Annotated in this window: 26 protein-coding genes; 11 read left to right on the top strand and 15 right to left on the bottom strand. The window is 46.7% G+C overall.

Going from position 1 to position 25,168, the window contains the following annotated elements; translation table 11 throughout:
• Positions 1-13 precede the first annotated feature (13 nt).
• The 5 genes from CAN90_RS01385 to CAN90_RS01405 all read left to right on the top strand — a co-directional run bounded on the left by CAN90_RS01385 (position 14) and on the right by CAN90_RS01405 (position 6,870).
• Positions 14-1,474, top strand: a complete 1,461-nt coding sequence (locus CAN90_RS01385; RefSeq protein WP_085832043.1) for a M20 family metallopeptidase — start codon at positions 14-16, stop codon at positions 1,472-1,474.
• 95 nt (positions 1,475-1,569) lie between these two features.
• Positions 1,570-2,223, top strand: a complete 654-nt coding sequence (locus tag CAN90_RS01390; protein ID WP_085832044.1) for a cytidylate kinase-like family protein — start codon at positions 1,570-1,572, stop codon at positions 2,221-2,223.
• A 204-nt stretch (positions 2,224-2,427) separates the two neighbouring features.
• Entirely contained in the window at positions 2,428-3,411 is a 984-nt protein-coding gene (locus CAN90_RS01395) for a helix-turn-helix domain-containing protein (protein WP_242953547.1), read from the top strand.
• Between the two features lie 129 nt (positions 3,412-3,540).
• Positions 3,541-4,809 carry a GLUG motif-containing protein gene (locus CAN90_RS01400; RefSeq protein ID WP_085832046.1) on the top strand — a complete coding sequence of 423 codons (1,269 nt, stop codon included), beginning with the start codon at positions 3,541-3,543 and terminating at the stop codon, positions 4,807-4,809.
• 318 nt (positions 4,810-5,127) lie between these two features.
• Complete coding sequence (locus tag CAN90_RS01405; protein WP_085832047.1) at positions 5,128-6,870, top strand: GGDEF domain-containing protein; 1,743 nt, start codon at positions 5,128-5,130, stop codon at positions 6,868-6,870.
• 54 nt (positions 6,871-6,924) lie between these two features.
• On the opposite strand, the gene CAN90_RS01410 is transcribed toward CAN90_RS01405, so the two are convergent.
• The 6 genes from CAN90_RS01410 to CAN90_RS01435 all read right to left on the bottom strand — a co-directional run bounded on the left by CAN90_RS01410 (position 6,925) and on the right by CAN90_RS01435 (position 10,078).
• Positions 6,925-7,782, bottom strand: coding sequence for a bifunctional 5,10-methylenetetrahydrofolate dehydrogenase/5,10-methenyltetrahydrofolate cyclohydrolase (locus CAN90_RS01410; RefSeq protein ID WP_085832048.1), 858 nt, complete (start codon positions 7,780-7,782; stop codon positions 6,925-6,927).
• A 220-nt stretch (positions 7,783-8,002) separates the two neighbouring features.
• Positions 8,003-8,539, bottom strand: coding sequence for a class I SAM-dependent methyltransferase (locus CAN90_RS01415; protein WP_085832049.1), 537 nt, complete (start codon positions 8,537-8,539; stop codon positions 8,003-8,005).
• A 41-nt stretch (positions 8,540-8,580) separates the two neighbouring features.
• Positions 8,581-9,006, bottom strand: a complete 426-nt coding sequence (locus CAN90_RS01420) for a rhodanese-like domain-containing protein (RefSeq protein ID WP_085832050.1) — start codon at positions 9,004-9,006, stop codon at positions 8,581-8,583.
• Complete coding sequence (locus CAN90_RS01425) at positions 9,003-9,296, bottom strand: ArsR/SmtB family transcription factor (RefSeq protein ID WP_085832051.1); 294 nt, start codon at positions 9,294-9,296, stop codon at positions 9,003-9,005. The genes CAN90_RS01420 and CAN90_RS01425 overlap by 4 nt, the downstream gene beginning before the upstream one ends.
• A complete protein-coding gene (locus CAN90_RS01430) occupies positions 9,244-9,876 on the bottom strand; it encodes a 4Fe-4S binding protein (RefSeq protein WP_085832052.1) in 633 nt (210 codons plus the stop codon). The genes CAN90_RS01425 and CAN90_RS01430 overlap by 53 nt, the downstream gene beginning before the upstream one ends.
• Positions 9,851-10,078: a 4Fe-4S dicluster domain-containing protein gene (locus tag CAN90_RS01435; RefSeq protein WP_085832053.1), complete on the bottom strand. Its 228-nt coding sequence runs from the start codon at positions 10,076-10,078 to the stop codon at positions 9,851-9,853. Before CAN90_RS01435 ends, CAN90_RS01430 begins: the two co-directional genes overlap by 26 nt.
• 162 nt (positions 10,079-10,240) lie before the next feature.
• On the opposite strand from CAN90_RS01435, the gene CAN90_RS01440 reads away from it, so the two are divergent.
• Together CAN90_RS01440 and CAN90_RS01445 are read left to right on the top strand one after the other, a co-directional pair.
• Positions 10,241-10,633 (top strand): DUF134 domain-containing protein, encoded by a 393-nt coding sequence (locus tag CAN90_RS01440; protein WP_085832054.1) that lies wholly within the window; start codon positions 10,241-10,243, stop codon positions 10,631-10,633.
• On the top strand, positions 10,611-11,000 hold the full coding sequence (locus CAN90_RS01445; RefSeq protein ID WP_085832055.1) for a NifB/NifX family molybdenum-iron cluster-binding protein: 390 nt from the start codon (positions 10,611-10,613) through the stop codon (positions 10,998-11,000). The genes CAN90_RS01440 and CAN90_RS01445 overlap by 23 nt, the downstream gene beginning before the upstream one ends.
• Before the next feature lie 80 nt (positions 11,001-11,080).
• On the opposite strand, the gene CAN90_RS01450 is transcribed toward CAN90_RS01445, so the two are convergent.
• The 8 genes from CAN90_RS01450 to citC all read right to left on the bottom strand — a co-directional run bounded on the left by CAN90_RS01450 (position 11,081) and on the right by citC (position 18,891).
• Positions 11,081-12,082 (bottom strand): YeiH family protein, encoded by a 1,002-nt coding sequence (locus CAN90_RS01450; RefSeq protein WP_085832056.1) that lies wholly within the window; start codon positions 12,080-12,082, stop codon positions 11,081-11,083.
• 184 nt (positions 12,083-12,266) lie between these two features.
• On the bottom strand, positions 12,267-12,833 hold the full coding sequence (locus tag CAN90_RS01455) for a 5-formyltetrahydrofolate cyclo-ligase (RefSeq protein ID WP_085832057.1): 567 nt from the start codon (positions 12,831-12,833) through the stop codon (positions 12,267-12,269).
• 154 nt (positions 12,834-12,987) lie between these two features.
• Complete coding sequence (locus tag CAN90_RS01460; RefSeq protein ID WP_085832058.1) at positions 12,988-14,370, bottom strand: CitMHS family transporter; 1,383 nt, start codon at positions 14,368-14,370, stop codon at positions 12,988-12,990.
• A gap of 149 nt (positions 14,371-14,519) precedes the next feature.
• On the bottom strand, positions 14,520-15,098 hold the full coding sequence (gene citX / locus CAN90_RS01465; protein ID WP_085832059.1) for a citrate lyase holo-[acyl-carrier protein] synthase: 579 nt from the start codon (positions 15,096-15,098) through the stop codon (positions 14,520-14,522).
• A gap of 1 nt (position 15,099) precedes the next feature.
• Positions 15,100-16,644, bottom strand: a complete 1,545-nt coding sequence (citF, locus tag CAN90_RS01470; protein WP_085832060.1) for a citrate lyase subunit alpha — start codon at positions 16,642-16,644, stop codon at positions 15,100-15,102.
• 3 nt (positions 16,645-16,647) lie between these two features.
• A complete protein-coding gene (locus tag CAN90_RS01475; protein WP_085832061.1) occupies positions 16,648-17,550 on the bottom strand; it encodes an aldolase/citrate lyase family protein in 903 nt (300 codons plus the stop codon).
• Positions 17,538-17,858: a citrate lyase acyl carrier protein gene (gene citD / locus CAN90_RS01480; RefSeq protein ID WP_085832062.1), complete on the bottom strand. Its 321-nt coding sequence runs from the start codon at positions 17,856-17,858 to the stop codon at positions 17,538-17,540. The genes CAN90_RS01475 and citD overlap by 13 nt, the downstream gene beginning before the upstream one ends.
• 4 nt (positions 17,859-17,862) lie before the next feature.
• Complete coding sequence (gene citC / locus CAN90_RS01485) at positions 17,863-18,891, bottom strand: [citrate (pro-3S)-lyase] ligase (protein ID WP_242953537.1); 1,029 nt, start codon at positions 18,889-18,891, stop codon at positions 17,863-17,865.
• A gap of 272 nt (positions 18,892-19,163) precedes the next feature.
• Between citC and CAN90_RS01490 the strand changes: the two genes are divergently transcribed.
• Together CAN90_RS01490 and CAN90_RS01495 are read left to right on the top strand one after the other, a co-directional pair.
• Positions 19,164-19,898 (top strand): GntR family transcriptional regulator, encoded by a 735-nt coding sequence (locus CAN90_RS01490; protein WP_242953538.1) that lies wholly within the window; start codon positions 19,164-19,166, stop codon positions 19,896-19,898.
• Positions 19,895-20,833 (top strand): triphosphoribosyl-dephospho-CoA synthase, encoded by a 939-nt coding sequence (locus CAN90_RS01495; RefSeq protein WP_085832064.1) that lies wholly within the window; start codon positions 19,895-19,897, stop codon positions 20,831-20,833. The genes CAN90_RS01490 and CAN90_RS01495 overlap by 4 nt, the downstream gene beginning before the upstream one ends.
• A gap of 107 nt (positions 20,834-20,940) precedes the next feature.
• Here the strand turns inward: CAN90_RS01495 and CAN90_RS01500 are convergent, their stop codons facing one another.
• Positions 20,941-22,074, bottom strand: coding sequence for an AbrB family transcriptional regulator (locus tag CAN90_RS01500; protein WP_278335029.1), 1,134 nt, complete (start codon positions 22,072-22,074; stop codon positions 20,941-20,943).
• Between the two features lie 302 nt (positions 22,075-22,376).
• Between CAN90_RS01500 and CAN90_RS01505 the strand changes: the two genes are divergently transcribed.
• Positions 22,377-22,940 (top strand): folate family ECF transporter S component, encoded by a 564-nt coding sequence (locus CAN90_RS01505; protein WP_085832066.1) that lies wholly within the window; start codon positions 22,377-22,379, stop codon positions 22,938-22,940.
• A 604-nt stretch (positions 22,941-23,544) separates the two neighbouring features.
• Complete coding sequence (locus CAN90_RS01510; RefSeq protein ID WP_085832067.1) at positions 23,545-24,873, top strand: TRAP transporter large permease subunit; 1,329 nt, start codon at positions 23,545-23,547, stop codon at positions 24,871-24,873.
• Positions 24,874-25,168: the final 295 nt, after the last annotated feature.

Consider the following 25,168-nt stretch of genomic DNA (forward strand, 5'->3'; position numbering starts at 1 on the left):
GGGAGATGACGAAATGAAACAAGAATTAAATCTGCATCGTTATCTTGCAGAAATTGATGAGAAAGCAATCTCGCTCGGTACCTTGAGCGATCAAATATGGGAATACGCAGAAACGCAGTTTGAAGAGTTCCAATCCGCTCAGGCACTCACTGATTTTTTAGAGAAAGAGGGCTTTGTGGTACAGCGTGGAGCGTTCGAAATAAAGACCGCTTTTACCGCTAGCTATGGTTCGGGAAGCCCTCACATTGGTATTCTGGGAGAGTTCGACGCGCTCTCCGGACTGAACCAAAGGGCAGGCGTTGTCAGCAAAGAGACAGATAACCCCGATGCAAACGGACATGGCTGCGGCCATAACTTGCTCGGTGTTGGTTCTGTTGCAGCGGCACTGGCAGTAAAAAAATATTTGGAAGATGGCTTCCCCGGAACAATAACATACTTTGGCTGCCCCGGTGAAGAGGGCGGCTCCGGTAAGGCGTACATGGCAAGAGCCGGTGCTTTTTCAACGCTGGATTGCGCACTGACATGGCACCCGGCGAGTGTAAATATGGTGTGCCAAAATACTTCTCTGGCTAATTTTCAGGTACAGTTTACCTTTCACGGAATTAGTGCCCACGCTGCCGGCAGCCCTGAAATGGGGCGCAGCGCACTGGATGCTCTGGAGCTAATGAATGTGGGCTCGAACTTTTTGCGGGAGCACATGGTTGAAAAAGCACGAATCCATTATGCAATTACCAACACTGGGGGTTATTCGCCCAACGTGGTACAGAACCTGGCAAAAGCGATTTATTTGGTACGTGCACCCGAGCAAGAGCAGGCGTATGAGCTGCTCAACCGTGTTAAGAAAATTGCGGAAGGTGCGGCAATGATGACGGAAACCACAGTTGAGTACCAATTTATTAAGTCTTGCGCCAACTTTGTATCGAATCAAGTACTCGAGCAGGTTTTATTTGATGCATTTACCGACATCGGCGCGCCGGAATATACACCGGAGGAATATGAGCTGGCACAGCGTTATGTTGAAACCGCTCCGGAAGGTGCAGACCGCAAATATTTAGAAGCCGTTCAGGAGCGGATGGACCCCAAGAACAAGCGCTTTTTACTGGAGCGCAAATCAAATGCAATCTATGATTTTATCACGCCTTACGAGCCGTTGCATTTGGTGCGGGTGGAGGCCGGTTCCACCGATGTAGGCGATGTAAGCTGGATGTGCCCGACGGCACAGCTCTACGCCGCCGCATGGGCGGCCGGAACACCGGGGCATTCGTGGCAGGTAGTTGCGCAGGGGAAATCGACGCAGGCAAAAAAGGCAATGCTTTTGGCTGGCAGAGTCGTTGCGCTTTCTGCTATGCGACTGATGCAGCAGCCCGAGCTGCTCGCGCAGGCAAAAGAGGAACACGCACTTGCCCTACAAGGAAAAACGTATATTCCCATTCCGGAAGAGATACATCCGGCTCCACTTAGAACCATGGTGTAATTGCTCGGTGATTTGTGAAGCTAGAAAGTACCAAGCACTTTGGAGTGTTTTTGTGGTATTTCGAGAGAAGTTATGGAGGAAAGAGGGAGTGGCTAATGAAGCCTATTGTTATTACGGTTGCCCGCGGTTTTGGAACGGGTGGGCGCGAAATGGCCGCAAGACTGGCTGACCGTTTGGGGATTCACAGCTACGCCAACCGTATTTTAACGCTTGCGTCCCAGTACAGCGGCAGAGATGAGCACGATTTTGTTGAGGTAGATGAACGCCTGCGGTATGGTTACCTGCGCCAACAATTGATGTCTCTGCAAAAGCGGCTGACTCCATTGCCGTATACTCATCCGTTTGAGTCAGATGACCGCCTGTTTGAGTTTCAAAGTAAAATCATTCAAGAGCTGGCACGTACGGAAAGCTGTGTAATCGTTGGGAAATGTGCGGACTATGTTCTGCGCGATTATGATCATGTGCTAAGTGTGTATGTGGAGGCTCGCCGGTTATATTGTGTAGACCGCGTAATGAAAACCATGAATGTAACCGAGGCAGAGGCACATAGCCTAATTGCCAAAACGGATAAATATCGCGCCGAATATTACAAGTATTACACAGGTGGTAATTATTGGACGAATCCGGTGAATTATGATTTAACGCTCAACAGCGGACGGTGGAGTATCGACCAATGTGTAGAGCTAATTGTACAGGCGCTGCAAATCAAGTTTGGCGACGACTGCAAAAGTGCTTTCCCTTCCCTATAATACTAATGAAAAGACGAGAAGAACGGTTCTGTTTTCTCGTCTTTTTTCTTTATATATGGAATTTGAAGAGAGCTTGACATTCCCTTTCGGATTTGTTACGCTTTGGGTTAGATTAAGCTAACATGTTAAGAGATGTTTTGCTCTTACACTTTATAAGCAACATAGCGTGGTCTCGTAAGATAGGAGGGGATTTTCTTGCGTAGTATGGAAGAATTCGAATTGGCTCACCCAGATTACATCACGGTGGATTACGAGCCGGATTGCACCGTTTACCGCATGAGTAATATCGGCGGCGTGGGCACCATGACAAGCTATGAGGTATTTGAGGGTGTGGAGCTGATTTATAACGACTTTCATTCACCCTATTGTGTTTCTGGAAAAGGTGTTTCCTCCCATTTAATGGAGATAAACCATTGCCGAATGGGTCGTTTTGAATGTGATTTAATGGATGGAACCTGCGTTTACCTGGAAGAGGGGGATTTGTCGGTTAATATGCTAGCCAATCAAACAAAAAATCCTTGTTTCCCGTTGGAGCGCTACAATGGGGTATCTATTATGATTGACCTTGTTCGCGCGGAGCACTCTATCTCACAGGTTCTTAAAGATATATCTATCGATTTATATTCATTGCGAGAAAAGCTGTGCAATGGCAATGGATATCGGTGCTTTATTATGCGTGCCACCGATTCCATTCAGCATATTTTCTCGGAGCTGTATACCGTGCAGGATTCCGTAAAATTTGGTTATTTTAAGCTCAAGGTATTGGAGCTTTTGCTGTTTCTCAGTGTACTTAACCCGGAGGAGCACTTGGATACTCCTCGATACTTTGAGAAAAAACAAGTGGAATGTGTGAAGCGCATTAAAAATCACATGGTTTGCCACCCAGAGTCCCACTTCACTTTAGTAGAGCTCTCCGAGCAATTTGAGCTGCCTTTAACCACCATGAAGCAGTGCTTTAAGGGGGTATATGGTACCTCAATTTATGCGTATATGCGTTCTTATCGCATGCAGCGCGCGGCTGTTTTGTTGTGCCAGGGCAACGAGAGTGTTTCTTCCGTAGCATGGAGGCTTGGGTATGTAAACGCAAGTAAATTCGCCTCGGCATTTAAAAAGGAGATGGGTTCCTCCCCTATGGAATACCGAAAAAAACACCGACTTTATGGAGCAAAAATTGTCTATGTGGAGTAGAACAAGCTAGTTTTGCAGAGTATAATCATCTTCTGAAAGAGTTGCGCGCATATTGCGTGCCATTTCTTACCTCGCGAGTTAGTTTAACCTAACTTTAGAGATGAGAATCTAGAAAGATGGAGGAAGATTATGAATAAAGAAACACAGATGAGGGTGACACCTAACCTTAAGAAGAGAAGTCTTGCACTTGCCTGCGCGTTAATGCTATCTATTTCTATGTTTACCGGCTGCCAGGGCCAGCAGCAAAACCAGGTGAAATCGGTACAAACGTCGTCAACTACCACAAAAGCGGAGGGCTTTGCCGGTGGAAGCGGAACGGTAAGTGACCCATGGATAATTAAGACGGCAGAGCAATTGAATCTGGTAAAGGAATCGCTTACCAGCAGCTATGTGCTGGCAGCAGATATTGATTTGTCATCCATAAAAAGCTTTGACCCCATTGGTACTTTTGCACCCAAATCGGACAAAGAAGAGGATGCGGAGACCCCAAACGATGCTGCAGCGTTTAGTGGTACGTTTGATGGAGCGGGGTATAAAATCTCAAACGTAACGATTAGCGACAAGTACGAAAATGGGGTTGGCCTGTTTGGTTGCATTAGCGGTGAGAATGCACAGCTAAAGAATGTAACAGTTGAGAACATAGTTGTTCCGGCATCTCAAATGTATGTAGGCGGCTTGGTTGGCTATGCAAACGGAAAAGAGCTAAACGGTTTGAATCTTCGTGGAGATAGCCGTGTGACCGGTCACTTTTTGGTGGGCGGTATCGTTGGTGCAAGCCATGCGGGCATTAAAGACTGCAAGGCAAGCGGTACGGTAATCCTCAGCGGAGATAACACACAGGGGGCGGGCTTAATCGTTGGTGGAGCAGAGGATTGCAATGTAGAAAACTGCGAAGCTACCGGAACAGTAGAAGCTAAGGGTACGGGTTGTTATAGCATTGGCGGGTTAGCTGGGTGCTTTCACAACAGTGAGTATGCAAAAAATTGCTCAGTGGATTCCGTTACAATTATTGCCGGTGAAAAAAGTTCGTTAATCGGTGGACTAACAGGGCATGCCGGAACAACGAACGGCGCAGCGACTCAAATTACCAACTGCAAAGCAAAGGATTTTACCATTCATGCAGCAGAGACGGCAAACCGAATTGGCGGTATCGTTGGCGGTGGGTTTTATCTAAATGCTTACAGTAAGTATTACGCAGAGCCCACCATGTACGACGTAATAGGCTGCACCGTCTCTGGTAAAATAGACGGCGGTAAATATGTAGGTACGGTCGCCGGATACGTACACAATAATGCAGTTGTAAAAGATTGCAGCGCACAGGTTCTTATAAACGGGAAATCCAGTGCAGAAGAAATTGGCGCGGATTACGGAACATGGAAAGAAATTAGTGCTCTTTAATAGGCACTAGGGGTTGCATAGTAATTCTAACTCGTTCCTATAAGAGAGAAAAAGGATCCGCAAATAGCAGAAATAATAAGCAAAGAACCCTTTCAGTTTGTGTAATATTGGAGGGGTTCTTTCTCTTATAAATAAGTAGTAGCTACTAGATAAAATGTTCGGTTTTTCAGATATTTTGAATAGGATTTAAAACCTGATATTCACTCTTAATGGTGGAAGATATATATAATTCTATATACATTTTCTGGTAAAGCGTAGATGTTTTTCAATTCTAATGATATAATCTATGGAAATGGGCAACGAGGAGTGACGGAATGGATGAAGTCGGATAATTCTTTGCTTGAAATACTCAGGGGAGGATATATTAAGCCGGTTTATCAGCCGATTGCCTCTTTAAAGGATGGCAGTATTTTGGGGTATGAAGCGCTTAGTCGCATTTCTCTCCCCGGTTGTGAAGTAAATATAGAAGAACTGTTTGACATAGCAACATCTACACAAAGGCAGTGGGAGTTAGAGCGCCTTTGCCGCGTTCAGGCACTCAAAAATGCCGTAGACAAACCGGTTGGCACTCGGCTTTTTTTAAATGTAGATCCCAATATAATATATGACTCAGAATTTATACGTGGCTTTACCAGCCAAACACTGCTAAGGTTTGGCATTAACCCCGAAGAAGTCATTTTTGAAATTACAGAAAAAAGTGCGGTAAGCACCATTCCAATATTTATATCCTCAATAGAACACTATCAAAAACAAAAGTTTCAAATAGCTATTGATGATTTTGGCTCTGGATATTCAGGGTTAGTGCGTATTTGCTCTTTCTCACCCAATTACTTAAAAGTTGATATGGGCATTGTGAGAGATATTCATAAAGATAGCAGAAAAAAATCGGTGATGCTTGGAATTGTAAAGTTCTGCAAAGAGGCCGGCATTCGTGTTATTGCAGAGGGAATTGAAAACAGAGAAGAGCTCGCCACGTTAATACAAATTGGTGTTGATTACGGGCAGGGTTTCTTCCTCGCAAGACCAAATGAGAAATTTCAGCGGTTAAGCGGTGAAATAAAAGTACTGATAAAGCAAACAAGAGCCGATTCCTTTAGCCTTCGCAACAAAGGGCTGGTGCTTGGGCACGTGGGTACAATCTGCAATAAAAAAAAGGGCTTGCCGGAAGATACTCCCGCTCTTACTGTTTACCGTGATATGTGCGCAGATCCCGCATTAACAGAGGTTTGTATTTTAAACCATGATGGTACTGTGTGCGGGCTTTTAACTCGCCAGTATTTGCTGGGAAAATTCAGTGGCCAGTACGGCTACAATATGTATTACCGCAAAACAGTGAAGGAGCTAATACGCGATGATTTTTTATCGGTAGATTCCGCAACCCCCATAGACGATGTGGCGGCACAGGCGATGGAGCGGGAACAGAAGAATGTGTATGATGCAGTGGTCATTACTGAAGGCAAGCAGTACCTTGGTATTGTAACGGTTCGGGATTTACTGAACACGGCAATTCAAATACGGGTAAAAAACGCAGCGGAAGCGAATCCCCTTACGGGCCTGCCGGGCAGCAATGCCATTTACAGCGCAATGGAAGAGCTGATAACGGATGAGCGACCCTGTGCCATTATCTATTTGGATTTGAATCATTTTAAGGCATATAATGATGCGTACGGCTTTTCTTGTGGAGATGATATGCTTCGGCTGATGGCTCAAACCATGAACCGATGCTGCTCAGCAGCCGACTTTAAGGGACATATTGGGGGAGATGACTTTATGATTCTTACCCACAATACGGAAAAGGTCAAAGAGCTGTGTAATCGTATTATTTTCACTTTCTCAAAAGAAATACAGCCCCTTTACTCTAGGGAGGATTGGGAACGTGGGTATATTGTTGCGAAAAACCGGAATGGATTTTCCGAAAACTTCCCCATTGTAACCATTTCAATCGCTGCGGTGACCAATTCAGAAATCAATTTTTCAAATACAGAGCTTTTATCCAATACTGTTGCACTTGCAAAAAAGAAAAGTAAGGAGCAGACGGGTAACTCTATTGTCATTCTATAAAAAGAACAGCCTCTAATACCGGGAATTGTTTTTCCTTCGGTTTAGAGGCTGTTTTTAAATGAGCGGCATGGTTCGTTTGGCTGCTTCAATCACATGCTTTGCCAATATGGTAGTGGTAACGGTGCCTACCCCGCCCGGTACCGGAGAAAGTGCTGCAGCCACTGCGTTTGCCGCTTCAAAATCTACATCGCCGTAAAGGCGACCGTCAGCACCAACGGTTACGCCAACATCTAAGATTACCTGCCCGGGAGAAAGGCAGCTTTCATTAATAAGGGAACGCGCCCCTGCCGCTGCAATAATAATCTCGGCCCGGCGGCATTCTGATGGCAGGTCTACGGTATCTATGTGGCAGAGGGTCACCGTAGCGCCTCGCGCCAGTAGCATCATGGCCACGGGGCGGCCAATCACAAGGCTGGCACCTACCACAACCGCTCGTTTTCCCCGTAGGGGAATCCCGCAATAATCGAGAATATCGATGCAGGCTTGGGCCGTGCAGGGTGGGAACCCTTGCGCAACACCGGTAAAGACACCGTACAACGAAAGGCTCGTTACACCGTCAACATCCTTTTCACAGCACAATGTGTCGCGAATCGCACGGTCATCCAAATGTGCTGGGAATGGCCTTAGGAGTAGAACGCCATGCACACTGGGCGCGTGATTGAGTGCTTCAATAACCTCAAGCACCTCGTTTAACGAGCTGCTCTGCGGCAGTATAAGTGCCTGCACTGCAATTCCAAGCTTTTCGCAACGCTTGGTTGCGCCCGCTTGGTACGCAGCAGATTCCGGTTGATCACCCACACGCACAATGGCCAGAGTGGGGGTACAGCCCTTCTCCTTTAACAAAGCGGTTTCTTGCTTCAGAGTGCCGTTCATAGATGTAACGATTTCTTTTCCTGCGATGATTCGAGCCATTGGGTTTCCTCCTGTTGCGCTGTGGTTTGCCGTTGTGGGCCGATTTTGCAGCCACCCTTTTCAAATCTTCATTATAGAAGAATCAAAAAAAAGTCACAAGACAGTATAATGTACAAAAAAGAAAGAAAAACCCATTTTAATAGTTTGAAAGAATAATAAAGTAGGTCGACCCGAAAAAACCGATTTCGAGTCGACCTTTTTCGACGCTTTTTAAACGTTTTTAACGTTTTGTTGCAAGTAAAACATAGAAATTCTCGCCCAAATCGAATACATCCGATTGCTCGAACCGGTGGGTAGTAAGCTGTTCTGCCACTGCCTGCGGGCTCCACCGGTGTTCTACGGGAGGGCCGTAAGGCGTTTTCCTCGGTAAAAACTCGATGATGGCGAGGGTGCCGCATGGCCGCAGGACACGCCAAATATCCTCAAGCATTTCACCGGTGTCCTCTAATTCGTGAAAAACCGTGCAAAGCAATGCCTTGTCGCAGGATGCACTGGGTACATGGGAGATGTTATTTTCTATCGTAACATTATCGGCGCCTAGCTCTTGCTTTCTCTTCTGCAAATGCTCCAATAGCTGGTTCGATATTTCGACTGCGTAAACGCTTTCTTTTGTAAAAGATGCCGCCGCAAAGGTAAAGATTCCTGTTCCTGCGCCAATATCACAAATAGATTCCCGCGCGGTAAACCCAATTTTTTGAAGTGTTTGGGGTGGACTAAGCTCTTCTATTCGCCCTTTGCGTTCCAGCTTTTCAATCATAATCTCCACTCCTTATTTATTGCTATCCATCTTTATTTTCTTTACGGTGATACGGTTCCACTCCCACTTGTTGTTTCATAAGGCCAGCTTAGGATACCGCCAAAATCGTATACCTGCGTGTAGCCCATTCGAACCAACTGTTTTGCCGCACCGGCACTGCGCCGTCCGCTTCGGCAGTATACCAATATAGGAGTATCTTTTTTTGGAAGCGTTTTCTCGGCCTGAGCCGATATTTGAAAATCCGGTATTAAAACAGCACCGGGAATATGCTGCTCGAAAAATTCATCTTGTGTGCGAACATCCAGCAAAATAAATTCTGCGGTATTCTCCATTTGTTTTTTTGCTTCTTCCGCGGTGATTCGATGGTAAGCGGATGTACCGCCCTTTTGAGAACGCCTTTCTCCCAAATAGAGAATGGCGGCGAGCATAGCACCGATTAGAAGAGTGGCATAAATGATGATTTTCATGCGGATTCCTCTTTGCAGTAATAAATTTTTAATACCTCAATTACTTTTTCAACTCGTTCGTCTTCCAGGCGATAGGTAATGTTTTGGCCGTTTTTCGTGCAGTCCAAAATTCCGTGTGCCTTGAGTATCCCCAAATGCTGTGATAAGGCAGATTGCGTGATGTTGGGTATATGCTCAGCAATGCGGCTTACCGTTTTAGGCCCTTCTATTAATTGGCATAAAATTAAAAGGCGGTTTTCATTGGCAAGTACCTTCAGCAGCTCCGCCAGTTTTTTGGCTTTCTCCTCCATACAAAACGTCCTTTCTGTGCTTTATTTGGCAAATTCCTTGTGTCATGGTACCCATGGGGCAATAAACACACCAAGAGCGCGGTTTAAACAAAATCATGGTTACAAGCCCAAGTACCGTTGAGGTAAGCATTACGCTGTAAAATCCGAATGCAAATTGTGCAACAGCAGGGGCTACAAAAGAGGTGTTCACCCAGTTCCAAGGCAGGCGGAAAACCCATAGCAGCGTAACAGCCTGCTGCAAGGTTGCACCGGAAAAAACAAGCCAAGTGGAATATATCATCAGGCCAAACATCGTCATGAAAAATGTGAGAAAGCCATAGCGAAACCACTTGGAGCGCAAGAATTTAGGCGGCGCTTTTTTACGCGAAAAACCAAATCTGCCACCCAGTAGCTCAAACAACTGCCCACGCCCACAGTATTTATTGCAGTAGGCCTTATTCCCCCCAATAATAGAAATTGCCAGAGGGATAAAGAAACAAAGTAAGCCCAGCCAAGCAAACAGAATATTAAAAATACCCAATGTAAGGTAGAGTGCGGAAAAAATCCAAAGAAATTCATACCACCGCTTTTGCTTCTTCATGATTCTCCTCCTTATTGGTAATTACGATTACGTCGGCAGGGCAGGCTTGTGCGCACTTCCCGCACCCCACGCAGCGCAAGGGATTTACCTGAGCGCGGATTCCGTTCCAAACGGTTATGGCTCCTAGTGGGCAAACCTTAACGCAGCAGCCGCAGGCCACGCAGTCGGGGAGAATGGTAGCTGTTTTTTTGCTTTTACCCATACAATACCACCTATCAGTATATTAGTAAATACTAATATACTGAATTAAAGGCAAAATGTCAAGGCTTTTTATTTTAAATTTATATTGACATATGCCGAAAAAAGAGTATGATGTAATTGACATATGCCAATAATAGAATCGGGTAAAGAGGGAGGCAGAACTATGCCAAGACCCAGAAAGTGCAGGCGAGTATGTACCATGCCGGCGCGGCAAAGCTTTGGGCCGTTGGATGGAACCGCGAATGAAAGCCCACTGGTGATACTTTCCGTGGATGAATTTGAATGTATTCGGCTTATCGATTTGGCGGGAATGACGCAGGAGGAATGTGCCAAACAAATGGGTGTTGCTCGAACTACGGCCCAGGCGATTTATGCCAGTGCACGTGAAAAGTTAGCCGATTGTATTGTAAACGGAAAAAAACTGCAAATTGAGGGTGGCGATTTTGTCATTTACGGTGGGGCATCTGCCTGTGGCTGTGGTTGCTGCCATGCCCAAAAGCCGTGTCATAAAATGAAAACAGGAGGAAACGAGCATGATTCTAGCAATTCCATATGAAAACGGAGAAGTGTTTCAGCACTTTGGGAAAAGCAAGGAGTTTCAGCTATTTGAGATTGAAAACGGAGTAATTCAAGCGGAGCGAATCCTTTCAAATGAAGGGAGTGGGCATAGCGCCCTGGCGGACCTTTTGGGGAAGCAAGGGGTGACGGTACTCCTATGCGGCGGAATTGGCGACGGAGCCAAGCAGGCACTTTCTCAGTGGGGGATTCGCGTATTTGCAGGAGTGCAGGGTGAGGTAAAGCAAGTGACGCAGGATTACCTTGCAGACCGTTTGGTGGTCACGGAAGGTGCAACTTGCAATCATCACCATGAGCACCATGAAGGGGAAGAACATTCTTGTCATGGTGACTCTTGCTGTCACTAAACAGAATGATGAATTAACAAATATGTTTGGGGTAGCTTCATAAAGAAGGAGCGTACAGCACATGGCTGTACGCTCCTTCTTTATGAGAAGATGGTATTGAGCAGGCTGTATTGCACTGCCAGCGAGGTAAGGGCGAGAATCGCCCAGCAGGAAAGACCCAGAGCAATGGGGCGCCAGCCGTGTTTTACAAGGTCTACTAAATTGGTATTCAGACCAATTGCTGCCATCGCCATGACGATAACAAATTTGCCAAAGGTAGCAAGTGCCTTACCAGCACCCACTGGAAGAGGAAGAAAGGTATTGATCACCGCCGCAGCAACAAACCCTAACACAAACCAAGGGAAGATTTTAGCAAAGCTGTAGTCGGCATTCCCCGCGCGAGACTGCCGCTTTGCGGTATAGAATGCAAGTACCAGAGTAACCGGGATAATCATGAGGGTGCGTGTTAGCTTTACGATAACAGCTAAATTGCCTGCAGTATCACTAAAGGTATAACCCGCCGCAACAACCGATGAAGTGTCGTTAATTGCGGTTCCTGCCCAAAGCCCGAAATGAAAATCGGACATTTGCATGGCGTGACCCAAAAACGGGAACAGAAATGCGGCAATTACATTAAAAAAGAAGATGGTAGAAATGGAGCGCGCCACGTCTTCATCCTTTGCCCCAATCACTGGGGCAGTAGCCGCAATGGCAGAGCCGCCGCAAATTGCGGTGCCCACACCAATTAGGATGTTGGTGTCGCGGTCTACCTTCAATGCTTTTCCCACTAGGTATGCCCCTACAAAGGTAGCCGTGAGGGTAAATGCCATCAGCAATAGCGTTTGGCTGCCAGCCTTGAAGATTTGAAACAGGTTCATGTCGAACCCCAGTAAAATAATTGAGTATTGCAGCAGCTTTTTTGAAGTATAGGTGATGCCGGGCTGAAAGGATGCCGGGCGCTTCCAAAAAGCCAACAGCATTCCAAATAAAATGCCAAGTACCGGGCTACCGATTACCGGAAATTGCTGGCCGATGATCCACGCAGGCACAGCTATGATTGCCGCCAGAGAGATGCCCGGCAGCTTTTTTCGTATGGATTCCATGAGATACCACTCCTCAATTGATGTTAAACAAAACTTGTATGGAAACACATGTGTTTTCTTAAGCCTGCTTATTATAACCCCAATTAATATATAAGTAAAATATATTTATTTTATCAAATAGATTAGTAATTACTTATATATAAAACAGGCAGCCAAAAGGCTGCCTGCATTCATTATAGTATGTTTAGCTGTTAAAGCAGCCGGCCTCCGTAATTACGGTTCGAACGGCAATATCGTGCGGCTCCGTGGGAATTTTCTCACACAGCAGGCGTTCGCGGCAAATCAGAATCGAGCAGAAGGTTGCCTGCTCTAAAAAGCGGTCGTAATAGCCGCCGCCGTAACCAAGCCGGTTGCCTTTGCGGTCACACGAAACGCAGGGCAAAATAGCAAAATCGATTTCATCTGGGTAAACGAGCTTGCTTTCTGCGGCAGGCTCTAAAATGCCCATCATCCCGCTGTGCAGCTCTGAGAGAGAATGAATCTCTCTTGCTTCCATTATGCCTTTACCAAGGCAAAGGGGAATCGCAACGCGTTTACCGTCTGCGAACGCCTGCTCTATTACAAGGCTGGTGTTAATTTCACTGGGAGTGCCAACAAAGCAAAAAATGGTGTTCGCCTTTTGGTAGCATGGGTGAGCAAGTATGTTCGTTACAATGCCCTGATCCGATTCCTGAATATACTCCAAAGGCAGTGCGGCAATCCGTTCTTTTAGTTCATTGCGCAGTTTTTTCTTTTCCTCTGGTACAGACATAGGAAACCTCCTTTAATACTAAAAGCGTGCCCATAGGCTCGCCTGCTTTAGAATAGCATGTCTTTCTGGCGATTGCAACCCACAGCAATAGAAAGGAGCGGTGCTTTCGCACCGCTCCTTTCGTGAGGTAATATAAAAATTGTTGTAGGGAGAGTTATTTAAATAGTGGTACAGAGCCGGTAATTGCAGCCATAGCAATAAAGATTACGAAAATACCAATAGCCCATTTTGCAGACTCTTTCTGCCACTCGCCCATGTCTAGACCGGTCAGGTTCAGCAACAGATAAATGAAAGCAACCAGGGGGCTCAAAAGGTGGAATGCCTGGCCCAAGAGGGACGCAGTACCCAACTCAAGAGCGGTATAGCCGTAACGGTAGCCTGCCTCAGCAAATACGGGCAGAACGCCGTAGTAGAAAGCATCGTTCGACAGGAAGAAGGTACCGGGTGCAGAGATAACTGCGGTAACCAGACCCCAGAAGCGGCCAAGCTGATCGGGAATCATGTAGATCATGCTGGAAGCCAAAGCGTCGGACATACCGGAGTTTGTAAACAGACCCATGAAGATACCAGCTGCCATAACCAGGATGGATACCTGCAAAGCGTCGCCGGCGTTGTCAGAAATACGAGCTTTCTGGTCTTTGAGAGAACGGTAGTTGATAAGAACTGCCAAAGCAGTACCAACAAGGAAAATGAATACGGAGGGGAATGTGCCGAGAACGAGCATGATAACTGCGCCAATGGTCATAATTGCGTTGATCCAAATGAGCTTCGGGCGCTTAAGAGCCTCTTCTTCTTCGGAAGCAGGCTTGGTAAGAGCATCAATCTCAGCCAGGCTCAGGTGCTGAATACCAACTCTTTTGCGCTCTTTGAGGCCGAGATAGTAGGCAACAAACAGAACATAGATAATGGCAACACCCATGCCGGGTAACAGTGCGTTCAAAATGCTTTGCTCTGAAACATCGCCCAAGACTGAGATTACACGTGCGGTGGGGCCGCCCCAAGGCAACAGGTTCATAATCGTGTTCATCAAAATTAGTAGAACAGCGAGGTTCATTATCTTTAGGTTCAGCTTCTTGTAAATCGGGATAAAAGCGGTGCAAACAATCAGTGTGGTAGTGGTTCCGTCACCATTCAAAGAAACAGCAGCGGAAACAGCAGCGGTACCGATTAAAACCTTCATTGGGTCGCCACCAGCAGCACGAATGATGAACTTGGTGACGGGATCAAACAGACCCACATTCAGCATGATGGAGAAGAACAGAATAGCGAACAGCAGCATGATGGCTGTTGTGGAGGTCTTAGTAAGACCGGCTACTGTCCATTTACCAATAATTTGAACTTGATCCCAAATGGTAACGCTTTCCGCAGCAATTTCGTTTGCCTTAGCAACTTTTGCGACGTATTGGTTACCCAGAGCACCGACTACGGTAAAAACGATAGGTACCAGTACCAATGCGGTAAATGGCTGCATTTTTTTGGAAATAACCAATGCAAGGAACACAATGATCATCGTCCAGGCTAAAATTGTTAAAAACATAAGCAATCCTCCTCATTTTTAGGCGTGCTCTTAACGGATATGTTGATTTAAATAATTATCGCATGCCGACTGTAATATGTAAGCGGAAGCTCCCGTTGCCGGGAGACCTCCCAAAGTAAAATGAGTCCGCTTACTGCGCTATTATTCTTTTATTGCGGCAAGGATATACACTTTTCCAGCTCATCCGCATATTCCAGCATTCGCTCAACCAGCTTTTGCTGCAATGCAGGAACCGGGTGTATACGTCTGCTTGCACAGGTTCGGGCGTCCTCATTACAAATAAGGCACCGCCGCGGCTCATACCCGAGCTCTACTCTGCTACGGGTTTGCACAAGCCCTTCCTTTTGTACCAACACATCAGCATCGAACAATCTGCCCAGTGTTTCTTCCTCAAATAGAATCATTTGTTGTTTCACCTCAAGGGAATCCCCTGAGATGACCCAAAAAGCTTCCGGACCTGTTCGCAGGTTCATCCGCTTATGGTAATCCGCTTTCCAGCCGCAATGAACCAGGAGCTCCTGCATTCGGTTTTCTCCATATTCAAACAAGGCCAGAATTTCCCCATTGCTTTTGATAGGACCGGGAATGTTGCACTTTAAAGAAATAACACAGCATTGTGGAAAGCGATGAAGCAGTTCCTCAATAAAGTGTACCCGCCGCTCGCGGTTCAGAAGAACCTCATCGAGCGTAGGGGTTTCCCCATGTGCAAACATTTCAGCCGCGTTCATCTCAGCGCTTTACCTGCTTTACCACGTCGATTAAGCTGCCGTCGCGGTACTCAATGAGTGCCACAACCTTGTCGCCATACTCAATGGGGTCGGGAGTACCGGCCAATGCGTAGGCTTTGTTTTTCAGCTCCTCCATAGTAAAGATTTTTACTCCGGCATTTTTCATAGCCTCCATCAGGTCTTTCCTGAGGGGGTTCACAGCAATGCCGACCTCTGTAACAACAACGTCGATTCCCTCACCGGGGGTAATCACTGTATTAACCTGCTCAACGATGGTGGGAATACGACCGCGCAGTAGGGGGCACAGAATCAGGCTTAGCTTTGCGCCAGCCGCTGTATCACTGTGGCCGCCGGAAGCGCCGCGAATAACACCGTCGGAACCGGTCATTACGTTTACGTTGTAGTCGGTATCAACCTCAAGAGCGGAGAGCATTACAACATCCAGCTGGTTCACAGCAGCACCCTTATTGCCTGGGTTTGCGTAGAAAGAAGCCGAAATTTCATAATGGTCTTCGTTGCGAGAGATAGAATCCGCTGCACCGCGGTCAAAGGTTTGGGTGTCCAAAATCTTCTTGGCGAGGCCTTCTTCCAGCAGTTCTACCATGTTGCTGGTAATTCCGCCGAGCAGGAAGCCAGCGGTAATGCCGGTTTCACGCATCTTTTCTGCCAAGAAACGGGTAACGGCCAAGGTTGAGCCGCCAGAGCCGGACTGCAGGGACATACCATCTTTAAAATAAGGAGAGGCAGTAATGACTTTGCAGGCATTTGCCGCAATCAAAAGCTCCTTGGGGTCTGAAGTAAAGCGGGTTGCACCCTTTGCAATCCCGTCGGGGTTACCAATCGCATCTACTACTACAACGTAGTCCACATGATTTTGCGGGATGCTGATTGGCGTGTTGGGGTAGTCTACCAAATTGTCGGTAATAATAACTACCTTGTCGGCATACTCGGCGTCAACTTTTGCATAGCCCAAAGAGCCGCAGGTAGCTTTGCCGTGGGAGCCGTTTGCGTTGCCGTAGGGGTCAGCACTGGAAGCGCCGAGGAAGGCAACGTCTATATGAATATCGCCAGCTTCAATTGCACGGGCACGACCGCCGTGGGAACGGATAACAACCGGCTTTTCCATCAATCCATGAGAGATGGCGGAGCCGACCTTGTCGCGCAGACCGCTGCTGGTGATTTCGGTAATTACACCGTTTTTAATATGCTCAATGAGCGGTTCATGAACATTGGCGATGGAGCTTGCAGCAAGCTTTAGGTTTTTAATACCCATTTTTGCAATCTCATCAATTACCATGTTCAAAACATAGTCACCCTCACGAAAGTGATGGTGGAAGGAGATGGTCATGCCGTCCTTCAGGCCGCATTTCTCAATTGCTTCTTGAATAGAAGAAAGGAGCTTTGTCTCACCGGGGAGAGCGGGAACCACCTTGCCGGCTGCTCTTGTGTATTCATTTTTGCGGGCGTACTGCCCCTCAAATACGCCGTATTGATCAGCGTACTCCTTCGGGATTTCACGACCCACTGCATTTTTAACCGTTTCCATTGTTTAACCCTCCTGTCCTTCCGGCCCGGAATAAACGCCGGCGGCTTTTGCCAGCGCAATTACGCGCTCCGCACGTTCTACAATGGGCTTATCGATCATTTTGCCGTTCAGGGCGATAACACCGGAGCCTTTGGCATTGGCCTCTTCAATGGCGCGGATAACATCGAGTGCCTTATCAATTTCTTTTTGATTCGGAGTATAAACCGAATTGACCACTGCAATCTGGCGGGGATGAATGACGGATTTTCCGTCAAAACCGATTTGACGAACAAACTCGGTCTCCTTACGCAGGGTCTCAGAGTCATTCACGTCTGCAAATACGGTGTCTAGCGCGGCGATTCCGGCTGCACGGGCGGCGTGAACGATCATAGAACGGGCAAAGAAAATTTCTTCACTGTTTCGGTCAGCGTAACGCTTGGTTTTCATTGCAGTTACATAGTCTTCCGATCCAAGAGCAATACCAATCAGGCGCTTGCTGGAGTTTGCAATGGAAAGCGCGTTCAAAACGCCTTGGGGGTCTTCGATTGCCGCCATCATCCGGGTGGAGCCGGGTTCGCGGCCGCAAGCCTTTTCCGCTTCCAAAATAACAGCCTCTGTATCAAGAACATCTTGCGCACAGGTTGTTTTGGGCAAACGGATGACATCGATGCCGGCACGAACCATCGCGTGCACGTCATCTACGCCGCCAGCGTCCAGCGAGTTGATGCGGACTACGGTTTCCGTAGAGGAAAAATCAAAGGTTTTTACCGCCTGAAAAACAAGAAAACGGGAAGTATCCTTCTCCGCCAGGGAGATCGAGTCTTCCAGGTCAAACATAATGGAGTCCGCACCGTAAATAATCGCGTCCTTCAGCATGCCGGGGTTGCTCGCAGGCAAAAACATCATTGTTCTTCTTAAACGTTCCATGAATCGATCGCCTCCCAATCATAGTGCTCGGTAATTCCGCACGACCGATGTACCGCCGCAATGGTGCGGGCAACAATGGTACAGTCCAGCGCGCCTTTATCCACAACGGTTAACTTCGCGTTGGCAACCCCCATGTTTGAAAGGGTTTTTTGAATCGTGTCACGAATCTGCCTGCCGTACTGGTGTGCGACACTGCTGGTTAGATTAATGTCGATTCCCTCGCTGTCGTTCTTATCGATCATGATTTGAATGTCGGAAGATTCCAGCGTTCCGGCGATAGCCGGTTTTTGAATTTGATAAAGCGGCATTGTGTTATCCCTCCTGCTGCATTTTTTGTATCAGTGCTTTTCCTTCAGCAGAAAAAAAGTAGTCGTAGGTGCTTTCCGGCACAAGGCTCTTTGTTTCTTCTGTTTTCCCTCGCTTAAGAAGGTCTCTTACGCGAGAAGCGCTGATCACGTTTCCCCCTTGTTCCTTTCTGGGGATGATGACTAAGTCAATTACCCCGTGAAACACCTCTTTCATAGAATCATTGTAGAGTTGTGTCACTGGAGATAAGGGCTCTTCGCCAACAAACCTGCGGGTAATACCCGCGGCGGGGGCGATATGATCCCGGAACAGGATCGCGTCGAGTGTGGCTTGAACCTTTGCCACCTGAACGTCCTCCTTCAAAAAATAGGAGGGGAACGTTTTGGCAGAAACCATATAATCCCCTGTGGGGTGAACCCGAACGTTCGGCAAGTGCTGAACGCCGCGCCGGACAAGCTCCAGCCTTGTATTGGCTGGGAACGCGGATAAATCCTCCGACAATACGAACAAATGCAGCGTATCGTTTTGTTTGGCGGCTGTTTCCGCCAAGTAACGGTGCCCAAGTGTAAACGGGTTTGCATTCATTACAATACCTGCCGCTTCGCCGGGTGTGCGCTGCTGCTCCAGCTCCTTTAAGTATTGGGGGAAGCCGTAGATGGCTTTTTCCATAAATACCAATTGGTCGTTTACACGAGCCAGCTCACGAAAGCCTAGCTCCCCAAAGGAGCGGGCTGCCTGAGGCTTGGTATACACATAACAGGAGGAGCTGCCATTTTCCATCACAGTGCTCAGCAGGTGCGAAAGCAAAATGCTTACTGCTTTACCGCCCTGGTGTTCCGGGCTTACCGCCACGCACTTGATGATGTTCTGGTATAGTGAGCCAGTTGCTGCAAGCTCGTCATGAAAAAACAGGCCTGCACAGTAAGAAACGGCGGCCTCCGGGCGAATACCGCCTTTGTTCAGCAGATCAAGCCAAAGTTGTTTTTGGCGGGGGTCACGGTCGATCCACAAACGCCTGATTTCATACTCCATCATTTTGCTCCTACATCAGAACAAAAACTCAATTTACCATGTCTCGTGAAAATCTTGCAAATTTCACGCGAATTTAAAAAGAGTTTATCTGAATTAGTCAAAGGTTTTTTACGCTGTTTTGCTTTGTCTGTGTATATTATACATGAATATATCGCAGGATAGGTGTGCTTTTGATGTCCTCGGTGTTTTTTTGCTGCACTTTCCCTTCGCAAATAAAATTGACAAACAATGTCAAATCCATTTATAATGATTAGCATATAAAGGACGGTGGTTTTGTGCATGAGTATTTAAGCAAGTTAGTGCAGATCATCAATTTATCGCAGAACAGACCGCTCAACGACATGGTATATGAGGGTTTGCGAAAAGCGATTATTCAAGGTGTGATTCCAGTTGGGGAAAGGCTCAACGAAAAGGTTTTGTCAGACTACATGAACATAAGCCGTACTCCCATTCGAAATGCAATCAAACGGCTTACGGAAGAAGATTTGGTGGAGTACATCCCCAAATATGGTGTTGTGGTAAAACGGGTCACACTCGAAGATGCGGAGGAGATTTATCAAATTCGCATTGCGTTGGAGACAATGGCAACCATTGCGGCCATGAATCGTATGACACCGGAAAACCACCAGGAGATGCGGGATTTGCTATCAAAGACCGATGAAGCCAACGAAAAGGGCGAGGTAAGAGTGGTTATTCAGTATTTTACCGATTTCAGTGCGCTGATATACCGTTTTTCCCGTATGCAAAGACTGGAAAACGTTGTCAGTAATATGCTGGAATATGTATCGCGTTTCCGCGATATTTCGCTCTATGATGAAGAAAGGCGTGCTTTGGCAATCAAAGAACACAATTTGATATACCGCAGCATGCAAACAAAGGACAAAGAACTGATTACGCTGATTGTAAGAGAGCATGTAAACCATGCAAAGGAATTCGTGATGCGTGAAATTATTCGTTCGCAAGAAAATATGCAGGACGATTTAAAAGACCTGTACCGGAGGATGGAATGACACGGCAAAATCGAATTCGCACAAAAAGAGTTGTACTTGCCCGGCGCACCGGGTTGCAAGCGGCTCAAATGGAATACTGCGACCAAATTGCAAAGCTGGCGGTTCGTGCATTGCTGTATGAGGTGTGCATTGCGCCCAAGCCCGGTTTGGTAGACCGTTTTAATAACGGTGCTCACCGAGATATGGATTTATTTATGTTTTTGGACAGCGCTTGTGCGCTGTCCAGCTATTTTCGGGAGATTACCGCACAGGCAATGCGGCTTCGGCGAATACCGGCGGAGCGCCTTTTGCCCTATTTACGCAAGCCAGGTATTCGAGCAGAAAAAGAGATGTTTCTTGCCACAGGTGGCGTGAATACCCACAAAGGGATTGTGTATTCCATGGGTATTTTCTGCGCTGCATGCGGTCTTTTGTTTTTTCAGCTGCGTCGTGTACCGGTGGAGCGGATATTTTCTTTGTGCGCCAAAATCGCCCGTGGTGACCATCCCCCAAAAGAAAAAGCCGATACAAACGGCGAGCGTTTATACCGCCAATATCAAATTCAAGGAGTGCGCGGGGAGGCGGCCAATGGGTTCCCCTCTGCGCGGCTGCATGGCTTGCCCGCTCTGCGTAAAGCAGAGGCGATGGGGTGGAGCACAGACGCGGCTGGCGTATATGCTCTGTTTCACATTATGGCGCATTTGGAGGATACCAACTTAATCAGCCGCTCCGACTTGCAAACACAGGAACAGGTGCGCGAGCAACTTACTGCTTTACTGCAAAGCCCTGCGTTAACACCGGAGCTGGTCTTAAATGAATCTAGCCGGATGGATCAGGAATTTATAAACAAATACATGAGTCCGGGCGGTGCGGCGGACATGCTTTCCATTGTGTTTTTAGCGCATTGGCTGGAGCAGGAGTTCCCAGACCGGTTTCTCTCAACTTCCGAGTTGTAATTCTAGTAATTAAATTATTTTTAATTAAAAAAGCGTGTTTTCCATTTCGCTCAGTAGGAGTGATGGAAACACGCTTTTATAACTTTATAATCAATTTATGTTTTGAATTAGATGAAAAGATGAGCAAGAATAGGAATTAGGCAAATAACAGAAATCAAGCGAAACGAGTGCATGAGCACAATTTTGGGAGTATCAAGTCCCAGCTCATCGGCAATCAGCCCCATTTCTGTAATACCGCCGGGGGTGCAGCAGAACAGCGCGGTGGCCTTGTTCATACCTGTAAATTTGCTTAAGAGGTATGCCGTTGCAAACGACATAACAAAAACCTCAACTGCCATAATCAGCATTGGCACTATGAGTTCCCCCAGAGCTGCCCAAGTGGCTCTGTTGATTTGGCTGCCGATATAACAGCCTGCCAGAACACGGGAAAGAATCTTTACAAAGGATGGGTAAGAGAGCAAATCGGTAGCAACGCTTAATACAATCGTTCCCAATATGGCGCCGATAATGGCACCTGCTGGAACCCCTAGTGTGCGTAGCAACAACGCTCCTGCGGTAGACGCAGCCAGAGAGATTGCAAATTTTGTGAGCTTATCTTTGGTCATAGGTGGGGAAGCGGGTTTTTCTTTTTCATCCTCCACTTCACTTTCGTTTATTGAGAGAGAAACAGCAGGCTGTTTTAAATAAAGCTTTTTGATAATATTGGGGAAAAACACAACCACAACCAAAAAGCGGAACAATTGCAGAAGCATTACTTTGTCTGTACTAGCGCCGAAATCGACCGCAATCAGCGTTAAATCAGACATTCCTCCGGGCGCACAGGCAAACAGAGAAGTCATGAAGGATAAACCGGAGATAGCGTGCATCAGAAACGAAAAAACAATGGTGAATGTAAACATCATGATGAGAAGAATTAAAATCGGTTTTCCCATTTTACGAAGTTCATTTATGTCTTCTTTACGAAAGCGGCTCCCAATTACGAGGCCAGATAATATTTGAACCATCACCCGTAGGTTCGGCGGGTATTCCGCCGCATACCCAACTATTGTGTTCATTAGTGTGATAGCGAGCAAAGCGCCAATCATTACTCCTGCGGGGATTTTCTTCTTGTTTCCCCAATAACCTCCGACGCCCCCAACAACATGTGTTAAAAAAAGATACACGGTTGAAATTCCTCCCCTTAGTTCCTGTTCCGATACCCGGGGGTATTTTCCTCCGGCGTTCCACGCGTATTGCGGCACTAGTATAGCATATCTGAACTATTTTGCAAAACTTTTTTTGTTGCGAAATGGGAGTTCTATTAGACGGTATTCGATGAAATTAAAACGGAAATAGAAGGAAAAAGAGGTTTCAAAATGGAAAAGCGACGATAAATGAGTACTTATAACATGCTAGTAAGACGAAAAATCGACGCGTTTGTGTTACTTTTAATTGCGACAGAAGGTTTTCTCCATTATAATAGTGGAAGAGAAAAGACAATTTTTGAAACTAATGAGACCGCGCGTTTTCCAAACAAGCAGCGTGGCACGAGAGGGGCATTTTCTTGAAAAACTGGATGGAACAATTTAAGTCTTCCGCAAATGAAATGAAACAAGTATCTACCATTTCGGTTGCCGGATTATTGGTGGCAATCAGTGTTGTTTTAACCTTTTTTAAGCTTGCTTTAACGCAAACACTCCAAGTTAGCTTTGCATTTTTACCGATTGCAGGCGGCGGAATGCTGTTTGGGCCGGTAGTCGGTGGTGTAATTGGTGCCGTTAGTGACGTTGCGGGCTTTGTAATTCGCCCCTCGGGTCCCTTCTTTCCCGGCTTTACCATAAGCGCAATTGCAACCGGTGTTATTTATGGCATGCTATTATACCGTAAGCAGGTTACCGTAAAGCGTGTTGTGATGGTTAGTGTGCTAAACACGGTTTTGGTTAATTGGCTGCTCAATACCGTATGGCTTTCACTGATGTACGGCAATGGCTTTATTGTATTGCTCGGTGCACGCATCATTAAGAATATTATCATGTTCCCCATCGATACTGTGCTCCTGTATTCCCTGCTCAAGCTGTTTGAGCGCTTCCGCTTTATGAATAAGGCAAAGGGGAACGGCAGCTTCTAATCCATATGTGGTGGGACAAGTTCGCAAATCGATATATTTTTGAAGTTTTTTGAGTGATTCAGTCGTCATTTCAAACAAATCTGTATTTATACCCGAAAAACGCATTGACAACTTGTGCAGGATTCAATTATAATAATTGCAGAAATCAACAAATTGCCTTTGTGGGATTTTCTGCAGAACTGCCAATGGTTTGCCGGGAACCTTTTTGCTCAAAGATACTGGCAATTAAAAAGCGGTAATGGGAACATAATACACGATTTTATTTATTGGGGGTCGGACGTTCTCCGGCTCTGTCTGTAAAGGGAATCCGTTGTTTTGCATGGTGAAGTGCAATTCAGTGGGTTCCCTTTGTGTTTTTCTAAGCAGAGTGAAATAAAAATCGTACCCCAAAGCATATGAATCATGCAGAGAAAAATCTTGCAAAAGCAATGTGTTGAAAGAGTGGAATCTATGCAATTTAAAAGGGGGGGTGAATCGGTAGAAGTATATTCTAGTGCCACGGTATGAATGGGAGCGGCGCCAAGCGGCACTGCCGTTTGCTTTCATTGTGGTACGGGTCGCGAACAACGGAATCAACGGAAAATGAAACTGAGGAGGTTATTTTATGGAACTTGGTAGCTGGTCGATTATTCAGGCCCCTTCGTTGCTGGCATTAATTCCGCTCGCAGTATACATCATCATGGTGTTTAGGGGAAAAGACAATACATCCGGTATCATTGTCGGTATCGCCATTGGCGCGCTGATGATGGGCCAAAACCTAAAAATGCTTGCATCTGCATTTGCAGCAAGCCTTGGCTCAAGTACTGCCCTCATCGGTGTAATTATTATGACGGGTGCTGGCCTTGGCGTTCTGATGACGGAGGCAAGGGTCACACATACGCTCGTATATTGGATTGTAAAGAGGATTGGAGTAAACACTCAAACAAAAGCCAAGGTTACGCTCATCATCTGTTCCATTTTGGTGTGCGGTTTGCTTGGTACTCTGGGCGGCGGCAATGCGGTAATTGCCCCCATTCTAATTCCCTTGATGGCAGCACTAGGTGTAACGCCTACTGTGGTTGCCGCACTGTTTAAGGTATCTGGTGAAGTGGGCTTGATGGTAGGCCCCCTAACTGGTGTTACGCTAATTACCATGGAGGTGACTGGACTTTCCTATGGTCAGCTCATGGTTGGTGCCGTTATTCCGTTTTCAGTGTTCTGGCTGGGTGGCATGTGGTTTGCTGTAAAACGCACCCAGAAGCGTACCGAGGGCAAGGAATTCTATAAGCTGGATGATATGCAGGACATTAATGAGATTGTTGTAACGCCCAGAGAGCGTACAACGACCATTGCATTTTTGGCTGCATTCTTGCTTCTAATTGCGTACGGGATTATGACAAAGCAGGGCACAAGCTATGCGCTAATTGTTATGATTATTCTTTCTGCGGTGGTTGGCATTTTGAGCCGCATGAACATAGACCATGTGGTCGAATCCATGTCGAAGGGTATTGCGTCGCAGGCAAAAATGTTTGTAGTATTTGTAACGATCGACGTTCTGCTCAATTTGGTTACCCTTGGCGGCGGCTTTGATGCGATTTCGAACCTTTTGGGCGGTGTAGCAGGTTCCAGCGCTACGGCAGTTATGCTAATTGCTTCCGTAGTGGGCGGCTTTGGAATTGAAGCGGCGGCAGTTGCCGAAATTAAGATCATTTCTGAAATGTTCGGTGCAGCGGCCATTACGAGTGGTCTTCCCATGACGATGTTTGCTATCGCGATTTTGTCGGCAACTCGTTTGACCGGCGGCATTTACCCCACCAGCAATATGATGGGTCAGCTCGGTATTGCGCATAGCGAAAATACCCGTGAAATGCTGGAGGCAAACTGGATTGCCAGCGGTTCCGCTATCGCTTTTGTAGTCATTTGGGCACTCATTGGGCCAATGATACTAATGTGATATTGTAAAGATAAGAATGTACCGAAATGTACGTTCGCAGCACGTTCTGGTATTGCCGCAAGGAGTGCCGATGTGCTGCGGGTACTTTTCGGGATGATAAACAACGGTTTTATTTTCAGTAAGGCAGCAAACCTGCATTGCAGTAGAAAGTGGGAGCCCGTTGCGTGTGCTTAGCCAAAGGGAGCTTTGGCTTAATATGAGTGAAATAAGGGACGAAGTAAACAACGAGTCCCCATACAGTGGCAGGCAAAGGCCGCTGTAATCATTCAACGTCCGCAGAGTGTTGCAATTGCTG

It is taken from the genome of Clostridium merdae, from assembly GCF_900176635.1.
In the GTDB taxonomy this organism is placed as follows: Bacteria; Bacillota; Clostridia; order Oscillospirales; family Acutalibacteraceae; genus Faecalispora; species Faecalispora merdae.

Coding starts and splice junctions, on each gene's coding strand:
- CAN90_RS01385 (WP_085832043.1), top strand. CDS start 14: ATGAAACAAGAATTAAATCTGCATCGTTATCTTGCAGAAATTGATGAG.
- CAN90_RS01390 (WP_085832044.1), top strand. CDS start 1,570: ATGAAGCCTATTGTTATTACGGTTGCCCGCGGTTTTGGAACGGGTGGG.
- CAN90_RS01395 (WP_242953547.1), top strand. CDS start 2,428: ATGGAAGAATTCGAATTGGCTCACCCAGATTACATCACGGTGGATTAC.
- CAN90_RS01400 (WP_085832046.1), top strand. CDS start 3,541: ATGAATAAAGAAACACAGATGAGGGTGACACCTAACCTTAAGAAGAGA.
- CAN90_RS01405 (WP_085832047.1), top strand. CDS start 5,128: ATGAAGTCGGATAATTCTTTGCTTGAAATACTCAGGGGAGGATATATT.
- CAN90_RS01410 (WP_085832048.1), bottom strand. CDS start 7,782: ATGGCTCGAATCATCGCAGGAAAAGAAATCGTTACATCTATGAACGGC.
- CAN90_RS01415 (WP_085832049.1), bottom strand. CDS start 8,539: ATGATTGAAAAGCTGGAACGCAAAGGGCGAATAGAAGAGCTTAGTCCA.
- CAN90_RS01420 (WP_085832050.1), bottom strand. CDS start 9,006: ATGAAAATCATCATTTATGCCACTCTTCTAATCGGTGCTATGCTCGCC.
- CAN90_RS01425 (WP_085832051.1), bottom strand. CDS start 9,296: ATGGAGGAGAAAGCCAAAAAACTGGCGGAGCTGCTGAAGGTACTTGCC.
- CAN90_RS01430 (WP_085832052.1), bottom strand. CDS start 9,876: ATGAAGAAGCAAAAGCGGTGGTATGAATTTCTTTGGATTTTTTCCGCA.
- CAN90_RS01435 (WP_085832053.1), bottom strand. CDS start 10,078: ATGGGTAAAAGCAAAAAAACAGCTACCATTCTCCCCGACTGCGTGGCC.
- CAN90_RS01440 (WP_085832054.1), top strand. CDS start 10,241: ATGCCAAGACCCAGAAAGTGCAGGCGAGTATGTACCATGCCGGCGCGG.
- CAN90_RS01445 (WP_085832055.1), top strand. CDS start 10,611: ATGATTCTAGCAATTCCATATGAAAACGGAGAAGTGTTTCAGCACTTT.
- CAN90_RS01450 (WP_085832056.1), bottom strand. CDS start 12,082: ATGGAATCCATACGAAAAAAGCTGCCGGGCATCTCTCTGGCGGCAATC.
- CAN90_RS01455 (WP_085832057.1), bottom strand. CDS start 12,833: ATGTCTGTACCAGAGGAAAAGAAAAAACTGCGCAATGAACTAAAAGAA.
- CAN90_RS01460 (WP_085832058.1), bottom strand. CDS start 14,370: ATGTTTTTAACAATTTTAGCCTGGACGATGATCATTGTGTTCCTTGCA.
- citX (WP_085832059.1), bottom strand. CDS start 15,098: ATGAACGCGGCTGAAATGTTTGCACATGGGGAAACCCCTACGCTCGAT.
- citF (WP_085832060.1), bottom strand. CDS start 16,644: ATGGAAACGGTTAAAAATGCAGTGGGTCGTGAAATCCCGAAGGAGTAC.
- CAN90_RS01475 (WP_085832061.1), bottom strand. CDS start 17,550: ATGGAACGTTTAAGAAGAACAATGATGTTTTTGCCTGCGAGCAACCCC.
- citD (WP_085832062.1), bottom strand. CDS start 17,858: ATGCCGCTTTATCAAATTCAAAAACCGGCTATCGCCGGAACGCTGGAA.
- citC (WP_242953537.1), bottom strand. CDS start 18,891: ATGATGGAGTATGAAATCAGGCGTTTGTGGATCGACCGTGACCCCCGC.
- CAN90_RS01495 (WP_085832064.1), top strand. CDS start 19,895: ATGACACGGCAAAATCGAATTCGCACAAAAAGAGTTGTACTTGCCCGG.
- CAN90_RS01510 (WP_085832067.1), top strand. CDS start 23,545: ATGGAACTTGGTAGCTGGTCGATTATTCAGGCCCCTTCGTTGCTGGCA.